The organism is Bradyrhizobium sp. SZCCHNPS1003, assembly GCF_032381555.1.
Lineage (GTDB): Bacteria > Pseudomonadota > Alphaproteobacteria > Rhizobiales > Xanthobacteraceae > Bradyrhizobium.
This window is the reverse complement of record NZ_JAUHIU010000011.1, coordinates 245,722-269,124: the sequence shown is the minus strand read 5'-3', so window position 1 is coordinate 269,124 and position 23,403 is coordinate 245,722. Positions and strand designations below refer to the sequence as shown.

The window sequence follows — 23,403 nt, the reverse complement described above, 5'->3', positions numbered from 1 at the left end:
CGTCTATATGCCCCTTCTTATTTCACGAGGAGCGAATAAGCCTTCCTCCAATGGTTCGTCCTGGTCGCCTTGGGTGATGGACCCAGGCGCTTCCTCCTGCTTTTCCGAACGCTCTCGGTTCAGCATTGCGAGGCGCTTCAATATTTCGAGCCTCGCTGTCTCGCTGACCGTGAACCGCACGTTGCTGCCTGCGGGAAGATAGGCCACCTCTTGAAATGCTTCTTCCGTGCGGACATCATCCCAGCCGTATCGCGCAAGAACTGTTCTGTTGATCTCAGCCTGCTGTCGCCGGAGTTCGAGCAGCCGCGCGTCGTTCCGAGTTTGGTCGTGGAAGGCGTTGTAAACACCCGTAAGCCCGGCACCCAGCTCCTCCATCAAAGATTGCCGGGACTTGAAGAATTTCTCCCCGAGCCGATCGAGAGCTGCGTCTCCGTCAGACATCATCCCGTCAGCGAAGGGAAACGTCTCGAAGATCTCACCGTTTGTATAGGAGAGACTGTGAAGGTCCGCCCCCATCGAGGTCTTCTGATGCCATGCCCAGACAGCATGGATGTCCGAAGACAATAGGGCGAAGACCGAAAACCTATCATCGGCGAGGACGTAAAGCTGATCGGAGAATAGAAAATTGTTGTCCAAGAACGTGAAGGCGCAATACTTCGTCACTCTTCGCGATATTGCGAGAACGCGAGCGTAGCGCCTGACATCACCTTGCCATCCCCTGGGGTGCCGTATGAAATGATGACCGCGCCCAATTGCATGGTGAAGGTCTGGTCGAGGACGTAGTGGGCGCCACCAGTTCCCGCTCTTGCGCGTCGCCCTTGCGTCTATGAGAGAAAAGGGCGCCTCGTGTTTTTGCGCCTTATTCAGCGGCCAATCCCAGAAGTTCACTACCCAGTATGCTGGCCGCTGATCTGGAAATGAATTGATCTCGTTTCCGCCAATGAACGGAAACACGACTTCCTTGTTGCTTGTGTCTTTCTCTAGGAGTGCTTGTGCTTCACCGTCTCGAAGTTTGAACGCCTCATTGTTCAGAATGATGCCTTGGAACATCTTGCGAGTGTTTTCGGACAACGTCCGGGGCGTAGGAAGCGCGACATCGCCGAGATGAGAGTCAATGCGAGCGACAGCCTTGTCGTCGAGACGGAGCGGGCCAGCCCAAGGACTCTTCGCAATGTGGATCTGGTGCACAACAACCGCGGCCTTGCCTGGCCAAGGTATGTTTGTGCGTGCCGCGTGAACCGTGGCTCCCGCATTGATTATTTGCTCAAGCCCGATTTCTCGATTCTTGCCTTCGGAGAAATTGCGACGAGCAAGAAATCCGAGATACCCGCGAGTTGACAAAAGACGAAATGCTCGCAGAAAAAAATAAACCACTAAATCTGCTGTCGCGGGATCACCGAAACTCAGTCTATGAGCAAGATACTCCTTATAGGATACGCCAAGGACCCCAGAAATACGTTGACCACCGAGAAAGGGAGGATTGCCTACGAAAGCATCGAAGCCGCCTCGTTTGGATGCAAACACCTCCGGGAATGAAAGCGGCCAATGAAACGGAGTGCTAGCCGATGCTAGATCGAGCGCTCGTCGTCGCAATGCTTCGAGCGCGGTAGGTGACCCGGCGACCGCCTCGCCAGCTTCAACAGAGAGGTCTACGACATCGATCGGGCGACCTTCGGCCTTGAGCACTTGGGCAAACAGCGCGTCGGCGATCGCATGTGGCAGCGTCAGGCGCTTGGTCGCTTCTTCATTGAGGTCCGCCATGGCTGCAATATCGCGGATGTCACGTATCGGACGCGTCCGCAGCGCCGCGCGAAGTGCAAGAGCCTCTTCGATAGCCTTGTCAATGTTCGAGGCGAAAAGGCGTTTGGAACTGGAGTGCCCAGGCTTTAACTCGAGGTATTTTAACTGATCGAGCGACTGCAGTCCGAGCAGGCTGTCTCCGCTGCGAAGATTGTGGTCCAAAAAGCCAAACGGGCGGCCCTTGGCCAAAGTGACTAGCCAGATCGACAGCTTCGCAAGTTCGACGGCCAGCGGGTTCATGTCGACGCCATAGAGGCATCGTTCCGCTATCGCGCGCTTGGCAATCAATAGTCGCTCGGCGGGATCGGGACGAAGAGGCTCGTTCGCCCCGAGCGCATCCAGCACGTCGCCCTCGGCTGTGATGGCTTTGCCTTGCGCCTCCGCCGCCTGCCAGGATTCGACAAGACGCTCAGACAGCCATCGGCAGACTTGGACAAGGAACGCTCCCGAACCCATGGCCGGGTCGCAAATCTTCAGATCGAGCAGCTCCGACGGCGTCTTGAGCTTCCACTCGTCGCGCGGCTCGCCTTCGGAGGGGCCAATATAAACGAGGGGCTCCAATGTCTCCGTTACGATGGCCTCTGTCAGAGGCTTGGGCGTATAGTGCGTGCCCGTTTCCCGCCGGTCGGAACTTGTTCTGACCATAAACGTGCCCTTGGGGTACACGAGCGGATAGCCCCACGGATCGGTTCGAAGCAGATGGAAGTACGGCTTTATCCGATCGCGCAGATCGCGGTCGCCGTGGCACGCGGCCAGAAGCCTTTCGGTGGACGCGTCGTCGACTTGCCGGCCCAGATCATTGCGCACGCGACTCGCAGCACTGCCCGTCCGCTCTTTGAGCAAGTCTTCTAATGCCTTGCCACCCTTGGCAGCAGCGGCGTCGAGCTCGGGCAATGAGACCCACGGATTGTCGGCACTCTTGGTCGCAGCAAGATCGAGCGTAACTTCGGCAGCGCGGACGGCCGTGCGCTCAAGGAGGCCTTCGTACACGTAGCCGATCTGTTCGACGTCGAGAGCGAGGTATGAAAGTGTCCGGCCCTGAAAGAGCTGCACTGCTTCGAGCAGCAGCAAGACTGTTCTATTGTCGATCGGCAGCGGCTTCGCAGGATCGGATTTCCAGTTCGAACCTTTGGTGCGGCCCTCCAGAAACGGGTATCGGTCGGGATCGAAAAGCGATCCGCCCAAGGCAGGCAGACGCATGGAATCATGATCGATGCCGCCGTACACGGCGCGGAACATCGAGAGGAGCCGAGACCACGCATCCCAACGGCGTTCGAGGATTTCATCCGAACTCGCGCGCAATTGCAGGCGCAGCGTCGATATTGCGTAGTTGGCCTCGTAACGAGGGTCGCCCATCAGCAATAGGCCGCGCTCTTCCGCCGATAGCAGGAAGACGATGCGCATCATGACGGTGAGGCCGGCCTCGTAGAGTTCCGTAGGCTCGATTCCTTCGAGCAGCTCGCGCTTGCGGTCGACATCCGCCCGTTCGAGTCCCTGGATCAAAACTTCGACCGCGCGCCGGACTTGCTCGCCGAGTGCGTCGGTGACTTCGTCCTGATGTTCCAGCGACTTGTCGAGGAGCGCGGGCAGTTGCTCGCTTCGGTCGACGAAGAAGCGCCTGATGCCGAGCAGATTAACGAAGGCCTGCAGGGTGAGCGGCTCCTGCCCCCAGAGCCGCGCATACCAGTTCGCCATTGTCGTCGCGGCATTTACCGGCGCGTCGACGAACATCCAGTGCTCACCGTTGGTAACTAGACCGAGGCGCGCTCCGGTGGCCCTGCACAGCTCGACCATGCGTTCGGCGGGCGAGGCGGCCCAGGCATCGCCCTTCCTTGCATCGCTCAGCGAGATGTCCGGGTCGTACGCGGCCACCAGCATAAGCGGCTTGTCTTCGGCATCGACGACCGCATAGTCGGGACGGAGGGTGACGCCGTGTTCGGGCAGCGCGTACGCCAGCGTCTCGGGCAAGGCAGCACGAGGCTTGAGCACGTCGCCCTTGCCTTGTTCGTCGAGTTCCAGGCCCTGCTTCAGGACGAGATCGATCCAGGCCGGGTGAATCTTCGGGAGCAGCGGATCGTCGAGGTCGCGCGCTTCGCGCCACTCGTCGTATGCTTGGCGAAGCATCGTCTTCTTCGCCGAATCCAGTCCGCCGAGCCCCTGAGGAAAGGCCTCCTTCAAGACCGGTTCGGCGAGAAACGGCCCGGACACATCGATCAGTGACAGCCATTCGGAGTGGTGCGTGCGATCGCTCATGCGGCGCGCCTCCACGGGTGATCTTCGGGGACGAGCAGGATGACGGCGACAGGGAAGGTGTTGACCTGATATCGGGCGAAGCGCTTGCGGATCGCCTCGATCTCCTCCTGCTTTTCGGCGGGGATGCGGGCAAGCCGATGCTTCAAGCCGTCGATATCGCGCCGGACCTGCAAGCGCTCGTCTTCATGAAGCGTCTTGATCCAGTCGAGCTGCTCGGGCTCGTCTTCCTTGCGAAGCTCGGCGGTGATGGCGCGCTCAAGCTCGTCCAGCACCGCGGTTATGTTGGCGATCTCCTGCTGCTCTCGGGCTTCGAGGGAATTTTCGAGATTCCGAAGTCGCTCTCGCGAACGCGCCTCTATAGCCAGCTGGATGCCTTCCAGCGACCTCTCGAAACGCTGCTTCAATCCTTCGAACAAGCGATCGGTGGCCTCGATCGAAACCGCCTTGTCCAACCAGTCATTGACCTGCGTGACGCGCGTTTCGCGGCCGAACGCATTGTCCTTCAGGAAACCGCCAGCAACCGTGAGCTCCTCGTGCAGACGGTGGTGGTTGCCGCCGGTCACGACGAGGCGCGATATCACCGCGACCGCGAGATCATCGACCATCGATGACGGCAGCGCGCGAACATCGACGCGGTGGAGTTTCTTGACGTCATTCTGAGCCCAGACTTCGGCACGAAGTAGCCGAAGGCACATTTGCACGAGGCGGTGATTGAGGTGAACGAGAACGACATCGTCTCGGCCCTTGGCAACGGCATGATCGAAGGTGATCGGACGTATCTTGCCGGTGTGAGGATGATGGAGGCCCTCGCCGCAGCGCGACCACGAACCGGTGAGAGACGGCATTTCGAACACCGTGCCCGCCGGTGCGCCCGCAAGGTCGACCGGCTTGAGCGGCGGCCTCTTGTCGAGAGCGAGCGCGGTCTTCACTGCCGCACAGATGCGCGCAGGGGTCAGGTGGAAATCCTTCGAGGTTTCCTGAAGCCGTTCATGCAGTTTGGTTATGCGCTCCTTGAGCTTCTGCTCAGCTCTCACAAAGCGCCTTACTTTCGCGGCGCGCGCTTCGGCTTCGCGCGTGTCGAGTTCGCGGCGGCTGCCTTCGATCAGGCCAGCCATCTGCGGCGCGATCACCGGGTTGACGCTGCCCATGTCCTCGCGCATCGCCTCGAGTTTTTTCAACGCGCGAATGATGTCCTCGCTGTGCCCGCCGAAAGAGCCGTCGGCCGCCGCGCCGCCGTCCACGGGATGCCAAATCAGCACCTCCGCTTCCTTTTGACCGTGGCGGTCGATGCGGCCGTTGCGCTGCTCCATTACGTTGGGATTGTACGGAATCTCCACGTGGATAAGGCAATTGCAGTAATTTTGGAGATCGATGCCTTCCGAGGCCGCGTCGGTCGCGAGCAAGATGCGCACGGGAGCATCTTCGGGATTGGTTTGGAACGCGGCTTTGACCCGTTCACGTTCCTCGTGATCCATGCCGCCGTGAATCAGGGAAAGGCCGTCCCCGCCAAAGCCGTGGGACGCGAGGATTTGCTGCAGCCACTGATGCGTCGTCCGGTACTCGGTGAACAGAATGACCCTTCGGCCGTTCCAGTCACCTGAGGTCTTGAGGTTGGCCTCCAACCAATCGATGATCGCCCTGGCCTTGGAGTCGATGCGGCGGCTTGCTTCCTGCGCCCACTCTCGCATTTCATCGATCATGCGCTCTTCATTAGCCGTCAGCGGTGCGCTGCGCTTGGTGGCTTCGTCAACCGCTTCGGCTTGAGCGGCCTCCACTTCGGCGTCGTCGGCATAATCCTCCTCCGCCTTGAGGATCGCTTTGCGCAAGATGCGATCCGACAGCTCGTCAGCTTTCCCAGCAGCTTTGCCGCTCGTGAGTGTCGCGTAGTGCCGCTCCAAGGTCGATGCAAAGGCGGCTGGAGACGAAAAGAGGCGCTTCTTGAGAAGGTTGTTGATGAAGCTGGTAGCGGCTGTCCCTGCTTGTGCGCACGTCTTTTCACGGCTGGCGCAGTAGGCCTCAAGCAGCTTTTGCATCCGGCGCTCGTCCGCGGTGAACGGCACGGCCAGCGCCTGCAAGTTTCGTTTCGGGTAGAGCGGCTTGCCGGCCTTGTCCAAGAGGTCCGTCTTGAGGCGCCGAACCATGACCTGCGAGAGCTGTTTGTCGTCGGGCAGGATGTTCCTCGAGAAGCGTTGATCGTCGAGGAGTTCGAGCAGTGACGTGAACGACTCCGTGTAACCGTTATGCGGCGTCGCAGTCAGAAACAGGCGATGTTGGAAGTGAGGCGCGATTTTTCGGATGAGCTGCGTGCGCTGACTCGCGAGCACGTAGTGAGCTGAGCCGGCAGGCGCGACGTTGTGCGCCTCGTCGACGACCAAGATATCGAACTTGCGTGGATAGCTGGATCTGACGGGCAGGACATCGCGCAGCATGCGCAGCGCTTCGCCGGACTTGATCCAATCGATGGAAGTGATCAGCCGCGGAAACGAGGTCCAGGGATTGGCGTGGATGCCACGGCCGCGCCGAAGCTCCTTGACGTATGCGGGGTCGACGATCTTGAACTCCAGACCGAACTTCTCCTGCATCTCGACGCGCCACTTCTCTTGGAGCGACGCCGGACATACGACGAAAACGGTACGGGCGCGGTGCCGTAGAAGTAGTTCTTGTATGACGAGGCCCGCCTCTATCGTCTTTCCGAGACCGACGTCATCCGCGATCAGAAGATTGGCGCGAGCCATATCGATCGCCCGAACGAGCGGGTCGAGCTGAAAATCTTCGATGCTGACGCCACTGCGGAACGGGGCCTGGAGGAAACCTCTGTCGGCGTTGGTTGCCGCACCCCATCTGACGGCGTCGAGGAACGCCTCTAGCCTTTCTGTATCGTCTCGGCCCGTGATCGAAGGCAGGCCAGCGCGCTCGATAACGTGAGCGCCCGGCTCGATCTCCCAAATAACCTCAAGCTGCTCGCCCAGGCAGTCCTCGTCTATCGAGGTGAGTGTAAGACGGTTCTGCGGGGCGGTGAGCTGTTTGCTTCCGTTTAATGCATCAGTCTCGGCGACAATCCATTGACGCCTTCGGACCTCGACGAGTTGACCCGGCTCGGGAGCGGACCGGACAATGGCGCTCTCGGCGACCGGACGCTTCTGAGCTGCGTCGCTCATTCGACGGCCCTTCTAGCGGGTGATCTGTAGTCGTTTACGTGTTGGATGATTGACTCGCCGATGGCTTCAGCGAGCTTGACCGGAACTGCATTGCCGATCAGTCGGCCGATCGTCTTGCAGTGTACCGGCTCCCCTTTGGCAACGAATTTGTAGCCCTTGGGGAAGCTCTGAAGGATCGCGCCTTCGCGCAGAGAGATTGCCCTGTCCTGTTCGGGATGGCCGAAGCGGCCACTGCCGAAGCCGTAAAACTGAGTGGTCATGGTGGGTGCAGGCTCATCCCATGACATCCTGCCGTAGACACTGAAATACGATTTGCCGGTCTTTCGCTTATGGCACTCCGCTATCAAGTCGCGCTTCCAGTCGTGCCAGGTGCCGCCCGGCGTCGAGGCACGGATTCGCTTCATGTTGAGCGGGGAAAGGGTGGCCGCTTGATGAAGCGGGTCGCGCTCGCATGTTTCACCAGCTTCGATCGGCGGCAGCTCTGCGATAGCATCACCAACGGTTTTGACTTGCTTGATCTTGGGACGGGCGAACTCGATCGGTCCAAGCCTCGAAGCCAGCAGCACGAGCCTTTGCCTTAGTTGCGGGACACCGTAGTCGACGCAGTTGACGACCTGGTGGCTGACATGGAAGCCGAGCTGCGCGAGAGCAGAAACGAAGTCACGGAAAACCTGCTGCTTGCGAAGATTCGGAACGTTTTCCATCGTTATCAGATCGGGCTCGACCTTTTGGGCGAGGCGTCCGAAGTGCGCGAGCAAATGCCATCGCCCGTCGGATGGGCCCAGCTTCTGCTTGTATGTCGAGAAGGGCTGGCAGGGCGCACATCCGGCAAGCAGCGTGAATTGCGCTCCACCGATGGCCTCGATTAGACGTGACGGTGAGAGACTCACGACAGACTCGAGCAGAAACTCGGCGTCGTTGTTGGCGGTGAACGGATATTCGCAGGCAGGGTCAATGTCGACGCCCAAACGGACGTTGATGCCCGCCTTCTCGAGGCCTCTCGTGAGACCTCCGACGCCACAGAACAAATCGACGGCACGGATCAGTGGTTTGCCGACTCCACGCTTGCTCTTATTATGGCCCCCGCTCAGTCTCATCGCTTTTTTGCAATCACTCTATCTATTGCCACACGCCGCTGCGGCCCCTGCCTTACCTGGCGCGGCAGAAAGGTGCGCGAACTCTTCCACGGAAATCACAACGACCGCCGGACCAGTGCTCTTCTATAGATCACGATGCGATCAAAAAGAATCCCATCGGCGTCCGCGTCTAGCAGCAAGCCGAAGCCATTCTTAGCGGCCGGGCAGCATAGTCTTCATGCTGTGTCCCGAAAGCTTCGAAGAGTGGGCATAGAGGACAGAGTGGTCGCAATTTTCAAGCGTGGACCGCCTTGTCCACAGGGCTTGCGTGCAGATCGTCACGAGGCAGAAAAGGCGTTCGCACGATGCCGGAGTGTCTTGAGCGGCAGGGAAGCCCCCGGCCGGGGTGCCCGGCCTTGTTCGTAGGTGGCGGGCCCGAACAATTCTAACGCCCGCCCCGGACTAGCATTATGAGGACGCCTACGCGCCACAAACTCATCATACCATAGCACGCAATCAGACAGGCGTGGCTCGGATTGTCGCTGCCGTCCGCGGACACTTATTCAACGAATATTCGACGGTTTCGGCCGCACGCAGCTAAGTATCTGATTTTATTGGCGCTCCCTAGGGGAATCGAACCCCTGTTTCAGCCTTGAGAGGGCCGCGTCCTAACCGCTAGACGAAGGGAGCGTGAGGTGAACCGCATAGCCTCGAAATCGCCGCGCCGCAAGACGGGGGATAGGAAATTTCGTGGGGTGAGTGCCTCGAGGGTCTTTCCCTGTGGAGACCCCCACCCCCGACCCCTCCCCGCAAGGGGGAGGGGAGTGGACTGCCCGGGTGGCGAAGGGATCGGCCATCGATGGAGAGAGCCCGCCACGCCGGCGGTGCGCTCCCTCTCCCGCTTGCGGGGGAGGGTTGGGGTGGGGGCGCGGCGGGCGGCGGTGCGTGTGGAGAGAGTTCCCCCACCCGCATCGCATCTTTCGATGCGCTGCGAGCTCTCAGAGCGAGCTTCGCTCGTCTCGCCCCGCAGGCGGGGGAGGCGCTGACTGCCCGTGTCGAGAGAGATGGGCCGAAATGGGCGGGCGAAACCGCCCCTGCCCTTACGGCTCCACCGCGAAGCGGAGGCGGCCGGTGGGTTTGAGGGTCTTGGCGTCGAAAGTGCGGATCTCGGTGATGCCGGAGATGTCCAGCGTCACGGCCAAGCGGTCGCCGGCGGTGCCGGTGGCGACGATGCGGGCGCCCTTGGGCAGCATGGCGGTGAGGTCGGGGCCCGAAGCTGTGCTTCCATCGCCGCGGAAAAGGCGGTAGCCGATGGCGACCAGAAGCACTGCGATCGCGATCGAGGTGGTCACGCCCGCGATCATCATCATGCGCCGCAGCCGCGCCATCAGCTGGGCCTGCTCGGGCGATGACGGCTCGGGCGCAACGGTGGAATTCATGGACATCTCGACTTCACAATCCCACGGTCTGATGACGGTCACGGTCGCCGGCGACGAAGGCTCGCCACGGCTCGATCGCGTGCTCGCGGCCCGGCTGCCGGAGCTGTCGCGGTCGCGGCTGAAGGCGCTGATCCTGGCCGGTCAGGTCAGCCTCCGCGCCGAGGCGGTGCGGGACCCCGCTTATCACGTCACAGCCGGCGACACGATCACAATCGACGTGCCGGAAGCGGTGCCGGCCGAGCCCGCGGCCGAGGCGATCCCGCTGAAAATCATCTACGAGGACGACGACATCGTCGTCATCGACAAGCCGGCCGGCCTCGTCGTGCATCCCGCGGCCGGGCACGAGACCGGCACCCTGGTGAACGCGCTGATCGCGCATTGCGGCGCCAGTCTTTCCGGGATCGGCGGGGTGAAGCGGCCCGGCATCGTGCACCGGCTGGACAAGGACACCACCGGGCTGATGGTGGTCGCGAAGAACGATCGGGCGCACGCCTCGCTCAGCGCGCAGTTCGCCGACCACGGCCGCACCGGCGCGATGGAGCGCGGCTATCTGGCGTTTGCGTGGGGGGTGCCGCACCGGCCGCATGGCACCATCAACGCAGCCATCGACCGGCATCCGCATGCGCGCGACAAGATGGCGGTGCGCCCGCGGGGGCGCGAGGCCATCACCCATTACGAGGTGCAGGAGAGCTTTCTCGGCCGCGACGGCAAGCCGGTGGCGTCGCTGATCGCCTGCCATCTCGAGACCGGGCGCACCCACCAGATCCGGGTGCATCTGTCTCACCTCGGCCATCCGCTGCTCGGCGATGCCGTCTATGGCCCGCATTTCAAGACCAAGGCGAACCAGCTCGCGCCGGCCGCGCGGGACGCGCTCGCGGCGCTCGGACGGCAGGCGCTGCACGCCTATCTGCTGGTCATCGAGCACCCGCGGACGGGAGAAACAATGCACTGGGAATCGGAGCTGCCGGAGGATCTCATGCTGTTGAGGAGCGCCCTGCGAGCGGCGCTATGACGCAGCGCCTTCAGAAAAACGCAAGCATGCCAGCAGGTTATGGCAGCCACACGGGGACGTGACCCCCGGAATCCTTCCACCGGGGGGCGAAAATGGTGTATGTTGCGCCTGCGTCGAATGGTCGACGCATGGAACGTCGCAAACCGGCCGGCTTTAACCAAGCGACCGCTTTGCCTGGCCCGCCGCTATCGGGGGCCTGAACCAACTGGAGGGCGCTCGATGGCCCGTACAGCTACACTGCCGGTTCTCAATGGAGAATCCGGACTTTCACGCTACCTCGCCGAGATCCGCAAGTTCCCGATGCTGGAACCGCAGGAGGAGTACATGCTCGCCAAGCGTTGGCGCGAGCATGACGACAGCGACGCAGCGCATAAACTCGTGACCAGCCACCTCAGGCTCGTGGCCAAGATCGCCATGGGCTATCGCGGCTACGGCCTGCCGATATCCGAAGTCGTTTCGGAAGGCAATGTCGGCCTGATGCAGGCGGTGAAAAGGTTCGAGCCCGAGAAGGGCTTTCGCCTCGCCACCTACGCCATGTGGTGGATCAAGGCGTCGATACAAGAGTACATCCTGCGTTCCTGGTCGCTCGTGAAGATGGGCACCACCGCGAACCAGAAGAAGCTGTTCTTCAACCTGCGCAAGGCCAAGAGCAAGATCTCCGCGCTGGATGAAGGCGATCTGCATCCGGATCAGGTCAAGCTGATCGCGAAGCGCCTCGGCGTGACCGATCAGGACGTGGTCGACATGAACCGCCGCCTCGGCGGCGACGCCTCGCTGAACGCGCCGATCCGCGACGACGGCGAAGCGGGCGAATGGCAGGACTGGCTGGTCGATACCTCGCCCAACCAGGAAGCCATCATGGCCGAGCACGAGGAATATGACCACCGCAGGCAGGCGCTGAACGGCGCGATCGGCGTGCTCAACGCGCGCGAGCGCCGCATCTTCGAGGCGCGGCGCCTGGCCGACGAGCCGATGACGCTCGAGGACCTGGCGGCCGAGTTCGGCGTGTCGCGCGAGCGCGTGCGCCAGATCGAGGTGCGCGCGTTCGAGAAGGTGCAGTCCGCCGTCAAGGGCGCCATCGCCAAGCAGGAGGCGGCGGCCCTGGAGGCCGCGCATTAGCGGCGCGGCTTGCGGCTTGAAGGTGGTCTTTGGATGCGATCGGAGCCGGCGGAGACGCCGGCTTCTTGTTATGTGATCAGTTTGTTATGTGATCAGTCCGGCGCAGCGCGGGCGAGCCCGGCGAGCGCACAGCCCTCGCAATAGCGGGCATCCTTGTAGTCGATCCAGTTGTGCGCATAGATCCGCTCCCGCGGGATCTGATAGCGCAGCCGGAGCAGCTTCGAGAGAATGCGCCACGCGGCGATCTGGGCTTCGGTGGCGGGCCGGGTGACGTCGGGATAGTTGCCGGCGAACTCCACGCCGATGGAATTATCGCGGACGACCTTGCGATAGGTCGGGCCGTTGTCGATATAGCGGTTGTCGTTGCGGTTGGCGCCGTCGCCATGCAGCGTCACCAGGGTTTCCGGCACCGCCCAATACACCGTGCCGTCGGTTTCCACCCACACGGTGACGCCGCGCCGTTTCGGGTTCTTGGCTTGCGCCAGCGCCCCTGATCGCGCCGATCCCGCCGGCCCTTCGGTCTGGTGGACGATGATGTTGGTCCAGGGATGGGCCTGGGCCGGATCGCCCCACGGCGCCAGCCAGACCATCTTCAGCCCGGGGATGACCGGCGTGCCGGACGAGCGGGCGAGCGACGTGAGATCCTCGGCCGAGACCGGCGCAGGAAGAAGAAGCAGCGCGAGCGCTGCGCGGAGGAAGAACAGAACCGGCCTCATGGCCGGCAACGATAGCACCGGCTACCCGGCGGTGGCATCCTGCCGGCGCGGCGGCGCCATCATCGGCTCGATCTGGTCCGGCGCCAATGCCGGCGTCTCATGGTCACTGGCGAAGACGGCATAGCGGTTCTTGCCCTCCTTCTTGGCGGCATAGAGCGCCTGGTCCGCCCGCGCCATCAGCCGGTCGGGGAAGGCGCCGACATCCTCGGTCCATTCGGCGATGCCGATCGAGACCTCGATCGGCACCTCGGCGCCGGCACAGGCCTCCGCATCGTCGCGGCAGACCTGCAGGATGCGCCGCGCGATCATCGCGCCTTCGCGCAGGGCGGACGCCGGCAGCACGATGCAGAATTCGTCGCCGCCGGTGCGCGCCAGCATGTCGCCGGGGCGCAGCCGGGTCTGGGCCATCAGCGTGAAGTGCTGCAGGCAGGCATCGCCGGCGGCATGGCCATGGGTGTCGTTGATGGTCTTGAAGCCGTCGAGGTCGATCACCAGCAGCGCGAACGGCCGCCGCGAGCGCTCGGCGCGCGCGCATTCCTCGCTCAGGCGCTGCATCAGGTGACGGCGGTTGGCGACGCCGGTGAGATCGTCGAGCAGCGCGAGATCGGCGACCTCGTTGCGCAGCCGGTCCACCGCCATCAGCAGGAAGCCGAAGTTGAGCGACATCGACAGGAAGATCAGCAGCAGCACCGCGGCGGCCTGGCCGCTGGTGGAGTGGCTGAAATTGAAATCGGCGCCGACGAACGCCCCGATCGACCGCGCGGCAAACACCGCGATGATCAGAACCGACAGCAGGCCGGCCAGCCGCGCTCCCGGATTGACGGGCCCGCGCCTCGCATCCAGCACCAGCCGCGCGATGATCGCCATGGGGACCGCCTGCCCGATCGAGTAGCACAGGATCCTCAGCGGGCCGTGGTCGTACACGTATTGAAAGAATGCGATCGACGCACAGGTCATCGCGACGACGATCAAGCTCAGCCGCCACGACGCCCTGTAGCCATAGAAGCGCTCGACGCCCATCGCCGCGAGGCAGATCGCGAAGGTCATCAGCGAGCCGCCGGCCAGCAGCGGAACGAACGAGCCGAAATAGAACCGCGTCAGCGCGAACGTCGCCGCCGGCGCGCACATGAACGCAGACGCCGTCCAGTACCGCGCCGAATCCAGATTGGGATAGCTGCGCATCACGTAGGCCCAGATCAGGCCCAGCGCGAGGAAATTGACCACGAAGGCGGTCCATAGCGTCGGAACGTTCAGCATCCCGACAGCAGGACGCCGCAGCTCCTGTCCTCGATGTTCAATAGCGCCGCGCTCATGAGCTACCCTGTTGTTCGCGGCAACATGGGCGCGGCGCAGTTAACGGTTCCTCAAGGTCGCAACCAAGATTGCGCCTTGGTTTTGAATCAATGAAGACACCTTTTACGATCCGCTAACCTTGTCACGACCTGCGTGCCAGCGGCGCAACTGGCCGGCGAATGCATCGAGCTGTGGATAAGCGCAACCGCGCTGGTGACAGCGTGAGGCAGAGCTTCGCGAATCTGCTGGGATCGACACCCGAGGCTAATGCATGGCTGGCGTGCGCCAGCGAAGCCTCGAAGTCGCGTTGCAATCCATCAACTCCTGACGAGGATGCCATGGCGAAGAAGGCGAAGAAGGCCGCGAAGGCCACCAAGAAAGCTGCGAAGAAGACCAAGAAGGCTGCCAAGAAGAAGTAGTTGCACTTCCGGGTGGGAGCGCGGCTTCCACCCGGCTCTCAGTCGGCTCGGCCGCTAGCCAATCCCACGTCTCCACCGGTCGGCATTTGCCACGCATCACCCTTTGAGCGACGCTGGCGGAGCAAGACCTTGGCCTCACCCGATATCGGGCGCGCGCTCGAGCGTCACCTCAGCCTCGCGCAGCACATCGAGCGGCGCCCACGGCTTGCTCCAGAACTTCGTGCCGCCCGGCAGCGGCTGCGACAGCGGCCGGCCAGAAGTGACGACCACATTGATGTGGGGGTGACGCGCCTTGGCGAGATGGGCAAGCTCGACCCCGTTCATGCGGCCCGCCAGATTGACGTCGGTCATCAGCAGCACGATGCGATGACCCGGCTTGTTCAGGACGAGTTCGGCGGCCTCCGCGCTCTCACACGCGATCACGTCGTACTCGCTCTCTTCGAGCAGCAGCGTGATCATCTCGCGCTGCGCCAGATCGTCTTCCACGATCAGTGCGGTGGCACGGAAAGGTTGCGACTGTCCCATGCAGGTCCTCCACGAATGTGTGCTCGTAAAGTAATGTGAGTTAAAAGCTGAACAGCCGGATGGTTCGGTTCCAATCAGAAAAAGTGGCAGAAAACCCAGCTGCAATTGGAACAGGCACGTAGATCCGGTCGATCAGGGGAGTGAAGCGACAATGACGATCATTCGAGGCGCATCTGCCGCCGTGACAGGCGCAGCCAGCGGCATTGGCCGTGCGCTGGCGCAGGAGCTGGCGGCGCGCGGTTGCGATCTCGCGCTCGCCGACCGCGACGAGGCGGGCCTCGCAAGCCTCGCCGCCGAGCTCGCCGCGAGCGGTCGCAAGGTGACCACGCACCGGCTGGACGTCAGCGACGTCGCTGCAGTCAACCAGTTCGCGGAGGACGCGGCCCGCGCGCATCCCGGCCTCAACATCGTCGTCAACAATGCCGGCGTGGCACTGTTCGGCAGCTTCGCCGAGATCGATCAGGCGGAGATGGAGTGGCTGTTCAACATCAATTTCTGGGGCGTCGTGCACGGCACGCGCGCGTTCCTGCCGCATCTTTCGCGCCAGCGCGAAGCGCATGTCGTCAACCTGTCCTCGATCTTCGGCATCATCGCTCCGCCCGGCCAATCGGCCTACGCCGCGGCAAAGTTCGCGGTGCGGGGATTTTCCGAGAGCCTGCGTCACGAACTCACAGCCGCCGGCAGTCCCGTGCGGCTGTCGGTCGTGCATCCCGGCGGCATCGCCACGGCGATTGCGCGCAATGCCCGCGCCGGCCAGGGCATGACCGACAATGCGCGCCGCGTGCAGGCCATCGAGCGGTTCGAGCGGCTTGCCAGGACCAGCCCGCGCGACGCCGCGTTGCGGATCATCGAGGGCGTCGAGCGCAATGAGCCCCGCATCCTGATCGGCGGCGATGCGCGCTTCATGGATCTCCTGCAGCGGTTCATGCCGGGCACCTATTGGCGCGTGATGGCGAAGCGGCTCGAGAAGGCGGCCGCGAAGCAGGCGTGAGCCACGGGACAGGAGGCGCCGCCCCGCCTCGCGCTCTCGAGACCACGGCACCAGGACACAGCTCATGCCGGTCGGACACGGGAATCACCCCCGTGGCGGATACGGCCGGGGCGACGGGCGTGTCGGCGAGCTTGATACTTCAGCCACCCAACGACCGGTCAGGCCGCTCTGATATGGGCCAGGAACTGGTTGACCTCGCTGCGCAGCCGGGTCGACTGCTGCGCGAGCTCGCCGGCCGCCGACAGCACCTCGTTGGCGGCGTGGCCGGTCTGCACGACCCCGGACGTGACGCCCGCGATGTTGCGCGTGACGTCCTGGGTCTTGCCGGCGACGACGTTCACATTGCCGGCGATCTCGCGGGTCGCGGCGTCCTGTTGCGCGATCGATGAGGCGATGATGGTCGAGATCTCGTCGACCTCCTGGATCGTGGTGCAGATCATACCGATGCTCTGGACCGCGGCGGCGGTTTCGGCCTGAACCGCGGCGATCTGAGCACCAATCTCTTCGGTCGCCTTGGCCGTCTGGGTCGCCAGTGTCTTGACCTCGCTGGCGACGACGGCGAATCCCCTACCCGACTCGCCGGCGCGCGCGGCCTCGATCGTCGCATTCAGCGCCAGCAGATTGGTCTGGCTGGCGATCTGGTTGATGAGTGCGACGACCTCGCTGATCTTGCTGGCGGCAACGTTGAGCCGCTGCACCTTGTCGTTGGATTGCTGCCCTTCGTCCGCGGCCTTGCGAACCACGGACGACGCACGCTCGAGCGTCTTGCTGATCTCGTTCATCGAGGATGACAGCTCTTCGGCCGCCGAGGCAACGGTGTTGACATTATCCGATGCGGAGCCGCACGCCTGCTACACCGTCAGGGCCTGCTGCTTCGATTGATCGATCGTCACCGACATCGAACGGGCGGTCGCCTCCATTTCAATGGCCGCAGCCGACACTGCGTCGACAACGCCGCGGACGCTGGCCTCGAAGCCATCGGCCACCTCCATCAGCATGCGGCGCCGGTCCTCCTCGGCACGAGCCTGGGCCTTCTCCTGCTCCGCCTGCAGATCCCTCATCCGGATGGCGTTGTCCCTGAAGACCGAAACGGCGCGCGCCATCTGTCCAACCTCGTCCTTGCGCCAGTCGGCCGGGACGCTGACGTCCAGGTTGCCATCGGCGAGTTCGCGCATGGCGCTCGTCATCTGGACGATCGGGCGGGAGATGCTGCGCGCGATCAACAGCCCGGCGAGCGCGATCAGCACGAGGCCGGCCAGCGTCATCCCGATCGCTAGCGCCCCGGCGCGATTGCGAGCCTGGATGAACTCGCTGTTGTCCATGATGATCTCGACGGCGCCGATCGGCTTGCCGGAGAAATCCTTGATCGGGCCCAGCAGCGCGACCACCGGAACGCCTTTGAGCTGTCCTTGGCGCGACAGGAAGCTGCCGGCCGATGCCTCCCGATAGTCGCCGCTTGCGAAGAAGGAGGTCTCCCCGATCGTTGTCGCGAACAGCTTGAAGCCGTTGTCGCCAGCCAGGCGGAACGCGACGTCGACATTCCGGCTGCGCTTGAACTCGTCGAAGAAGTTTTGGCCAAAGGTCAGGCCGAACTCGACCGAGCCCAGATGTTTGCCGGCGGAAACGATCGGTACGACGCCGCGGAGGCCGAGGCCGGCAACGCCGCCCTCCAGCCCGACGATCGGCTTGCGGTCGGTGTTGGCGGCCACCACCGTCTTGCGGAAGCCCGACAGATCGTCGCCGAACTTGGCCGGCTGGTGCACGCGCAGGAAGGACATCGCCGGCGGCGTGTGAAACTGAAACTGGTCGACACCGTAATCGGACTTCATGCTGGCCATGCCCGCGCCGAACAGCCGCATCAAGGCGTCGCGGTCGTTCTGCGCCATGGCGTCCTGGACGGCGGGGATCTTGGCGACCACCGCGCTCATGGCTTCCGCGCGGGTCGACTCCAGCTGCAGGCGCGAATTGAAGGCGTCATATTGGGCGTGGAGCTCGCGCTCATTGGCGCGGTCGATGATGCCGCCGATGATCCACATGGCGACCAGCAGCACGAAGAGGGCCGTCGCGGCCGCGCCGACCACCAGAGAAAGGGTGATCCGGGTTCTCAAGCCAACAAGCTTCAGCATGCAATCCTCGAACGTCGACCGGTGTTCGAGTATTGCAGCGTTGCAACTAATTATTCCTGAACGAATCAACCAATGGAGTGGACCAACAACAAATTAGCTGCTGCGGGCGAGAACGGCTATCGAAGCATTCCGCCGCACACTTTGCTCTTAGCCTGCCGCAACCCACGCTGGTTGCAGGTCATTTCATCTCAACCAGAACAGATCCGTTCGGAACGTCCTGACAGAGCAGAACGTCCGATCTGTCGGACAGGGCGCGTTCAGGCGACAGGACCGCCGCGCGCCCGCCAGCGGCTCATGCCGCCGGCATAGTGGCGGATATCCTGCCGCCCCGCCGACAGCGCCCGCCGCAGCGCGGTGGCCGAGCGGCCGCCCGCCTGACAGATCAGAACCACCGGCTTGTCGTGCACGAGGTCGCCCGGGTCGAAACGCGACAGCGGGTGATTGACGGCGCCGGGAATGTGTCCGCCCTTGAACTCATGCGGCTCGCGCACGTCGACGATGACGCAGCTCCGCTGCTGATGCGCCCGCACCAGCTCGTCATGCTCGATCGCCGGCACGCTGGTCGATCCGGTCAGCTTGCTGAACAGTCCTGATAGCATGGGAGGAACCTCTCACTGATTGACATAGGGGGCACTCGGCGACTCCGCCTACCCCTGTGTCCGCTTCGCCTTGGCCTCGGATGCTTCGACCCAGAAGAAGAACGCACCTGCGCCGATCGCGAGCGCGGCGAACCAGGCGCCATCCGGCACGCCGGTGATGTCGGGCAGCCGCACCTTGCCGAGCGCCCAAACATTCAGGACGTGAGCCTTCACCCAGTCGAAGCTCAGCGCATAGAGGATCGCGCCGACAATCATGCCGAAAGCGCCGACTGCGGCATGCACGCTGCCGCTGGCGATGGCGCCGAGCGCGGTGCCCGGGCAGTAGCCGTAGACCACCATGCCGACGCCGAACAGCGCCGCGCCGAGCGCGACCGCGAGCATGTTGGCGTCCTTGACGTAATATTTGGTGTTGCCGGTATCAACCAGCAGCAGCACGCCGATGCCGCCGACCAAGATCGCCGTGCCCATCACCTTCAGCACGGTGAAGTCGCGCAGCCGGAACTGGTTCTCGATCACGTTGCAGCTCGTGACCTTGCCCTGCTGCAGCAGATAGCCGAACACGGCGCCCATCAGCAGCGGGCCGGCGATGCTCATCAATGACGTCATGGCCATTCTCCTATGCTTTGCGGAACATGACGCGCGACGCCAGAAGGCCGGTCGCGAACATCACGGCGAGGAACAGCCAGCTCGACAGCGCCAATTGCAGACCGCCGGAGATGCCGTGTCCGCTGGTGCAACCGCCGGCCAGACGCGCGCCATACATGATGACGATGCCGCCGAGAAACGCGGCCACGAAGCGCTTGACCACAGACGGGCCAAAGCGCTCCTTCCAGACCTCCGGTACCAGTTCGAGGCGCCACGTGCCGGAGATGATCGCCGACAGGAATGCGCCGAACGGAATGCCGACCAGGAACCAGACGCCATAGTCCCATTTCAACGGCATCGACTTCCAATAGCTGTTGGCGGCGACGGCGTCGGATCCGATCACCGGAGCGGCAAACAGCGATGCGATGCGCGAAAACGCCGTCGTGACGCCGAGCGGGTCGCCGAACCCGGCAAAGGCCACCCAGCTGAGGACGCCGATGCCGGCGCCGACCAGATAGGGCGACCAGTCGATGCGCTTGGACTTGCCCAGATCCTTGACCATGACGTCGTTCATCATTGCCACGACGGGTCCTCCCTGCTGACGCGGCCCAGCGCCGCGACCGACTTACGTTACTATATGCATATATTCGAATTTCTGCAATTATAATTCAGCCGATGCCGACAGGTGAGGTGAAAAGGCGGGGCTCTGCGGCAGCCTGACTGCGAGGAAATAGCGGCACTGACGAACTCGGGGACGGCAGCCCCGAGCAAGCGCGGCGGAGCATGATCCGCCGCGACCCCACGCTCTGTTCATGTCCGCGCGGGCCTCGCAAGCCCATCGTCACCAGGCGACTCGGTAACGCAGCTTGCCGCGGCCGCGCGAAAGATCCTCGAGATGAGCCTCGCAAGCCACCGCAGAAGCGATGGCAGCGTGGCCGGCGCACCTGTCAGCACACCCGACGCGGGCCGGCCGAAATGGCGGCGAGATCGGATCTGCGCGGCTCTCAGTCGCTACGAACCCTAGGCGGCTCTCACGCCGGCGATGAACTTCTTCACTTCCATGCTCAGTCTGGCACTGTCGTCGGCCAGCGATTTCGCGGCGGACAGCACCTGGGACGCAGCGGTTCCGGTATCGACGGCGCCGCGCTGCACATCCGCAACGTTGGCTGAGACCTGCTGCGTTCCCGCCGCCGCGTGCTGGACGTTGCGCGAGATCTCCTGCGTGGCAGCGCCCTGCTGCTCCACGGCCGATGCGATCGTCGACGAAATCTCCTGCAATTTCTCGATGGTGATGCTGATGTCGCGGATGGCACCGACCGATTGCTGGGTGGCGGACTGGATGCCGGAGATCTGCTGGCCGATCTCGCCCGTGGCCTTCGCCGTCTGCTCGGCCAGCGCCTTGACCTCGGATGCGACCACCGCAAATCCACGGCCGGCCTCGCCGGCGCGTGCGGCCTCGATCGTTGCATTCAGCGCGAGCAGGTTGGTCTGTCCGGCAATCGTATTGATCAGCTCGACGACGTCGCCGATGCGGGCAGCGGACTTCGAGAGCTCGCTGACCTGTTCATTGGTCCTGCGGGCCTGTGCCACCGCCTCATTGGCCATCTGGGCCGAATCCTGGACTTGCCTACTGATCTCGTTGACGGACGCGGAGAGCTCCTCGGTCGCAGATGCCACCGACTGCACATTTGCGCAGGCTTCCTCGGAAGCCGCGGTGACGGACGTGGCCAGGTTCTGTGCGCGGCTCGCCGTGTTGCTGAGCCCGCCGGCGTGACCCTCCAATGTGCTCGATGCCGTGGACACGGTGTCGACGATCTCGCCGACCACGGCCTCGAAGCGGCCAGTGATCTCGTCAAGCCGCCGGCTGCGTTCCAGTTTCACCTCTGCCTCTTTCGAAGCGATATCGTCGGCCTGCTTCTTCGCGATCAAGGCGGTCTTGAAGACCTCCAGGGCGTCGGCCATCATGCCTACTTCGGTCTTCTGGCCGCGATAGGGGATCTCCGTCGCCAGGTTGCCCTCACCGAGCGCCTGCATCGGCCTGATGATGGAAGCGATGCACCGGGAAATATCGCGAACGAACCAGCTTCCGACGCCGATGCCGGCGAGAACGGCAAGGACGATGACCGTCGACATCAATGCAAATGCCTCGGCATAGCCATCCGCGGCGATCTTCGTCTCGGCGTCGGCGCCACGATTGTTGAGGTCAATCAGCTTTCGAAGATATTCGTCCGACTGATTGGCGACGCCCCGGACCGTCTTGTTGAACAGATCGCTTGCCTGCTTGGTCGCATTGCCGTTCCCTGCGCGCAGCACCTCGAGCACACCATCGGCAGCCTTGACATATTGCTCCCAGCCCCGCGACCAGCTCTCGAACAGGCTGCGCTCCTCGGAAGACGAGATCATCGCCTCATAGGAGCGGCGCGCCGTCGCAATGACGGCGAGCGTTGCCTTCATGTTGCGGTCGAGATTGTCCTTCTCCTCAGTCGTATCAGCCGTCATGTAGGCTCGGAGCTGCGCCCGATTGAGATTGATCGCCGAACGCAACTCGCCGAGCACGCGCACGCTCGGCAGCCAGTTCTTGGCGATCTGTTCGGTATGCGTGTTGATTGTCTGCATGCCGCGGACGGCCAGCAATCCGACGATGGTCATCGCCAGCAGCAGCAGCGCAATGACGGCCGCCATTTTTGCTCGAATGGAGAGTTGCGACATCTCGCGTGCCTTTCGTAGTCCCGGCGATTCGTATCGGTCCGCCGCATGATTGCGCCGTACCCCTCGCGACGGTAACACTCGACCTTCGCAAATTGGTTAACGAGCGGGATCTCGAGACTGGGATCTACCAACGTCATGTTCGGGCGCGATGGTCCGAATGCCCTGTTCGGCGCGCATCTCCTGTGGTCGACCCGCGGACTACGCGATCTGCGCTCCGGCGTGAACGACGCAAAGACACGTGTCTTCGGGTTCGATCCGATCTGATCAGACAATGTTTTTGTCAAAGGCTTGGAGTGCGCCGACACGCCAGGCGTCGACGAGCCTGTGACAGACAGGTCCCGGAGATTCATGGATGCTGCTCTTTGACGCTGCATTTTCAATGCCGCTCAGCAGAAGCAGGCTCGCTTCCGCAAGATGTCTCATGAAGGCATGACGGAGGGCGACTGAACCGGGCTCTGCGCCGGCTTGGCGGCGAACAGCCAGCGGTCGACGACAAAATCGGTGACGGCCGCACCCAACCACATGCCACCGAGCACGATCCACGCTGTGAGCGCAAACACCGATGCCCCCGTCACGCCGGCGCCGACGGCGCAGCCGCCCGCCAGCATGGCGCCGAATCCCATCAGGACGGCGCCGATCATGTAGCGGCGCATGCCGCGCCCATCCGAGAAGCCTTCGAGATTGAGTTCGCGCGCCAGCGCGGCCGCAACGAACGAGCCGATGAACACGCCCGGAATGATGCCGAGATCGAAGCCCGGCTTCAGCTGCGGGCTGGCGAGCACCTGCATCAGCAGTTCCGCCGAAGGACCGCTGAATGTGAGGCTCTTCAGCGGCACCGGCGAGAACGAGGCCTGGCCGAGCTGATAGGTGAGGAGCCAGCCCCCGGCGACCGCCGCACCCGCGGCCACCGCCGCGCGCAGGATCTTCGGGCCGACCTGAAACTTCGACACGGCGGCGAGCCCGGCCAGGAACCACAGCATGCCGAAGCCGAGCTTCTCGGGCGTGCCACCGCCGAACAGGCTCATGATGTCGCGCGACGGTCCGCCGTCGACGAGCCAAAGATTGGTGAGCCACTCGCGTGCCGGCGCGAGCAGGCCGCGATAGGCGGACTGCGCCGTCACCGCGAAGATCAGGCCGGACAGCAGCGCCCGCAAATTGCCGTTGGCCGAGAGCACCAGCAGACGGCTGGCACAGCCGCGCGCCAGGATCATGCCGCAGCCGAACAGGGTGCCGCCGATCATCGCGCCGGAAATGCTGCCCTGCTGCGCCAGCTGGCGCGCTTCGGAGACGTCGAGCAGGCCCATCGCCACCAGTGCCTGGGTGCCCAGCAGCGCCGAGGCGAAGGTGAGGAGCCATACCGCCAGCCGCGGACCGCCCTGCCCGCGCGCGAACTCGACCGTGGCCGCCCGCAGGCAGAAGCGGCTGCGCTGGGCGAAGAAGCCGAACGCGCCGCCGGCCGCGAGCCCGCAAAGCAGCGACACCAGCTCCTCACCCAGAAGGTCGATCAATGCGGTGAGCACAGGCGCTCCCGTCGTTCAGGCCTGCCGCTCAACATACCGGGCGGCATCGGCAAGGACGCATGC

At 63.4% G+C, this 23,403-nt stretch carries 18 protein-coding genes and 1 tRNA gene; 4 read left to right on the top strand and 15 right to left on the bottom strand.

Annotated elements, in window-relative coordinates:
• Positions 1-3: 3 nt before the first annotated feature.
• The 5 genes from QX126_RS20180 to QX126_RS20160 form a co-directional block, all read right to left on the bottom strand.
• Complete coding sequence (locus tag QX126_RS20180) at positions 4-4,053, bottom strand: Eco57I restriction-modification methylase domain-containing protein (RefSeq protein WP_315783148.1); 4,050 nt, start codon at positions 4,051-4,053, stop codon at positions 4-6.
• Positions 4,050-7,211 (bottom strand): DISARM system SNF2-like helicase DrmD, encoded by a 3,162-nt coding sequence (drmD, locus tag QX126_RS20175; protein ID WP_315783146.1) that lies wholly within the window; start codon positions 7,209-7,211, stop codon positions 4,050-4,052. The genes QX126_RS20180 and drmD overlap by 4 nt, the downstream gene beginning before the upstream one ends.
• Complete coding sequence (locus QX126_RS20170) at positions 7,208-8,308, bottom strand: DNA cytosine methyltransferase (protein WP_315783144.1); 1,101 nt, start codon at positions 8,306-8,308, stop codon at positions 7,208-7,210. The genes drmD and QX126_RS20170 overlap by 4 nt, the downstream gene beginning before the upstream one ends.
• 594 nt (positions 8,309-8,902) lie before the next feature.
• A tRNA-Glu gene (locus tag QX126_RS20165) sits at positions 8,903-8,977 on the bottom strand.
• 410 nt (positions 8,978-9,387) lie between these two features.
• Positions 9,388-9,726: a hypothetical protein gene (locus tag QX126_RS20160; protein WP_315783142.1), complete on the bottom strand. Its 339-nt coding sequence runs from the start codon at positions 9,724-9,726 to the stop codon at positions 9,388-9,390.
• A gap of 31 nt (positions 9,727-9,757) precedes the next feature.
• Between QX126_RS20160 and QX126_RS20155 the strand changes: the two genes are divergently transcribed.
• Together QX126_RS20155 and rpoH are read left to right on the top strand one after the other, a co-directional pair.
• Positions 9,758-10,738: an RluA family pseudouridine synthase gene (locus QX126_RS20155; RefSeq protein WP_315783204.1), complete on the top strand. Its 981-nt coding sequence runs from the start codon at positions 9,758-9,760 to the stop codon at positions 10,736-10,738.
• A gap of 219 nt (positions 10,739-10,957) precedes the next feature.
• Positions 10,958-11,857, top strand: a complete 900-nt coding sequence (rpoH, locus tag QX126_RS20150) for an RNA polymerase sigma factor RpoH (protein ID WP_315737032.1) — start codon at positions 10,958-10,960, stop codon at positions 11,855-11,857.
• A gap of 92 nt (positions 11,858-11,949) precedes the next feature.
• Here the strand turns inward: rpoH and QX126_RS20145 are convergent, their stop codons facing one another.
• A complete protein-coding gene (locus tag QX126_RS20145; protein WP_315783140.1) occupies positions 11,950-12,573 on the bottom strand; it encodes a peptidoglycan recognition family protein in 624 nt (207 codons plus the stop codon).
• Between the two features lie 21 nt (positions 12,574-12,594).
• Positions 12,595-13,830: a GGDEF domain-containing protein gene (locus QX126_RS20140; protein WP_315783138.1), complete on the bottom strand. Its 1,236-nt coding sequence runs from the start codon at positions 13,828-13,830 to the stop codon at positions 12,595-12,597.
• 227 nt (positions 13,831-14,057) lie between these two features.
• Here QX126_RS20140 and QX126_RS20135 point away from each other — a divergent pair, with 227 nt between their 5' ends.
• Entirely contained in the window at positions 14,058-14,285 is a 228-nt protein-coding gene (locus QX126_RS20135; protein ID WP_315783137.1) for a hypothetical protein, read from the top strand.
• A 135-nt stretch (positions 14,286-14,420) separates the two neighbouring features.
• On the opposite strand, the gene QX126_RS20130 is transcribed toward QX126_RS20135, so the two are convergent.
• Positions 14,421-14,810, bottom strand: a complete 390-nt coding sequence (locus tag QX126_RS20130; RefSeq protein ID WP_315736285.1) for a response regulator — start codon at positions 14,808-14,810, stop codon at positions 14,421-14,423.
• Between the two features lie 151 nt (positions 14,811-14,961).
• Between QX126_RS20130 and QX126_RS20125 the strand changes: the two genes are divergently transcribed.
• Positions 14,962-15,801: an SDR family oxidoreductase gene (locus QX126_RS20125; RefSeq protein WP_315736284.1), complete on the top strand. Its 840-nt coding sequence runs from the start codon at positions 14,962-14,964 to the stop codon at positions 15,799-15,801.
• 158 nt (positions 15,802-15,959) lie between these two features.
• On the opposite strand, the gene QX126_RS20120 is transcribed toward QX126_RS20125, so the two are convergent.
• The 7 genes from QX126_RS20120 to QX126_RS20090 form a co-directional block, all read right to left on the bottom strand.
• Positions 15,960-16,583 (bottom strand): methyl-accepting chemotaxis protein, encoded by a 624-nt coding sequence (locus QX126_RS20120; RefSeq protein ID WP_315783136.1) that lies wholly within the window; start codon positions 16,581-16,583, stop codon positions 15,960-15,962.
• Between the two features lie 69 nt (positions 16,584-16,652).
• Positions 16,653-17,927 carry a cache domain-containing protein gene (locus tag QX126_RS20115; RefSeq protein WP_315783134.1) on the bottom strand — a complete coding sequence of 425 codons (1,275 nt, stop codon included), beginning with the start codon at positions 17,925-17,927 and terminating at the stop codon, positions 16,653-16,655.
• Between the two features lie 257 nt (positions 17,928-18,184).
• Complete coding sequence (locus QX126_RS20110; protein ID WP_315772279.1) at positions 18,185-18,526, bottom strand: rhodanese-like domain-containing protein; 342 nt, start codon at positions 18,524-18,526, stop codon at positions 18,185-18,187.
• A 48-nt stretch (positions 18,527-18,574) separates the two neighbouring features.
• The gene (locus QX126_RS20105) at positions 18,575-19,132 is read right to left on the bottom strand and encodes a YeeE/YedE thiosulfate transporter family protein (protein ID WP_315772277.1); all 558 of its coding nucleotides are present in this window, start codon (positions 19,130-19,132) and stop codon (positions 18,575-18,577) included.
• 10 nt (positions 19,133-19,142) lie between these two features.
• A complete protein-coding gene (locus tag QX126_RS20100) occupies positions 19,143-19,685 on the bottom strand; it encodes a YeeE/YedE thiosulfate transporter family protein (RefSeq protein ID WP_315756100.1) in 543 nt (180 codons plus the stop codon).
• A gap of 446 nt (positions 19,686-20,131) precedes the next feature.
• A complete protein-coding gene (locus tag QX126_RS20095) occupies positions 20,132-21,820 on the bottom strand; it encodes a methyl-accepting chemotaxis protein (RefSeq protein ID WP_315783132.1) in 1,689 nt (562 codons plus the stop codon).
• 419 nt (positions 21,821-22,239) lie between these two features.
• Positions 22,240-23,340, bottom strand: coding sequence for a YeeE/YedE family protein (locus QX126_RS20090; protein WP_315783131.1), 1,101 nt, complete (start codon positions 23,338-23,340; stop codon positions 22,240-22,242).
• Positions 23,341-23,403: the final 63 nt, after the last annotated feature.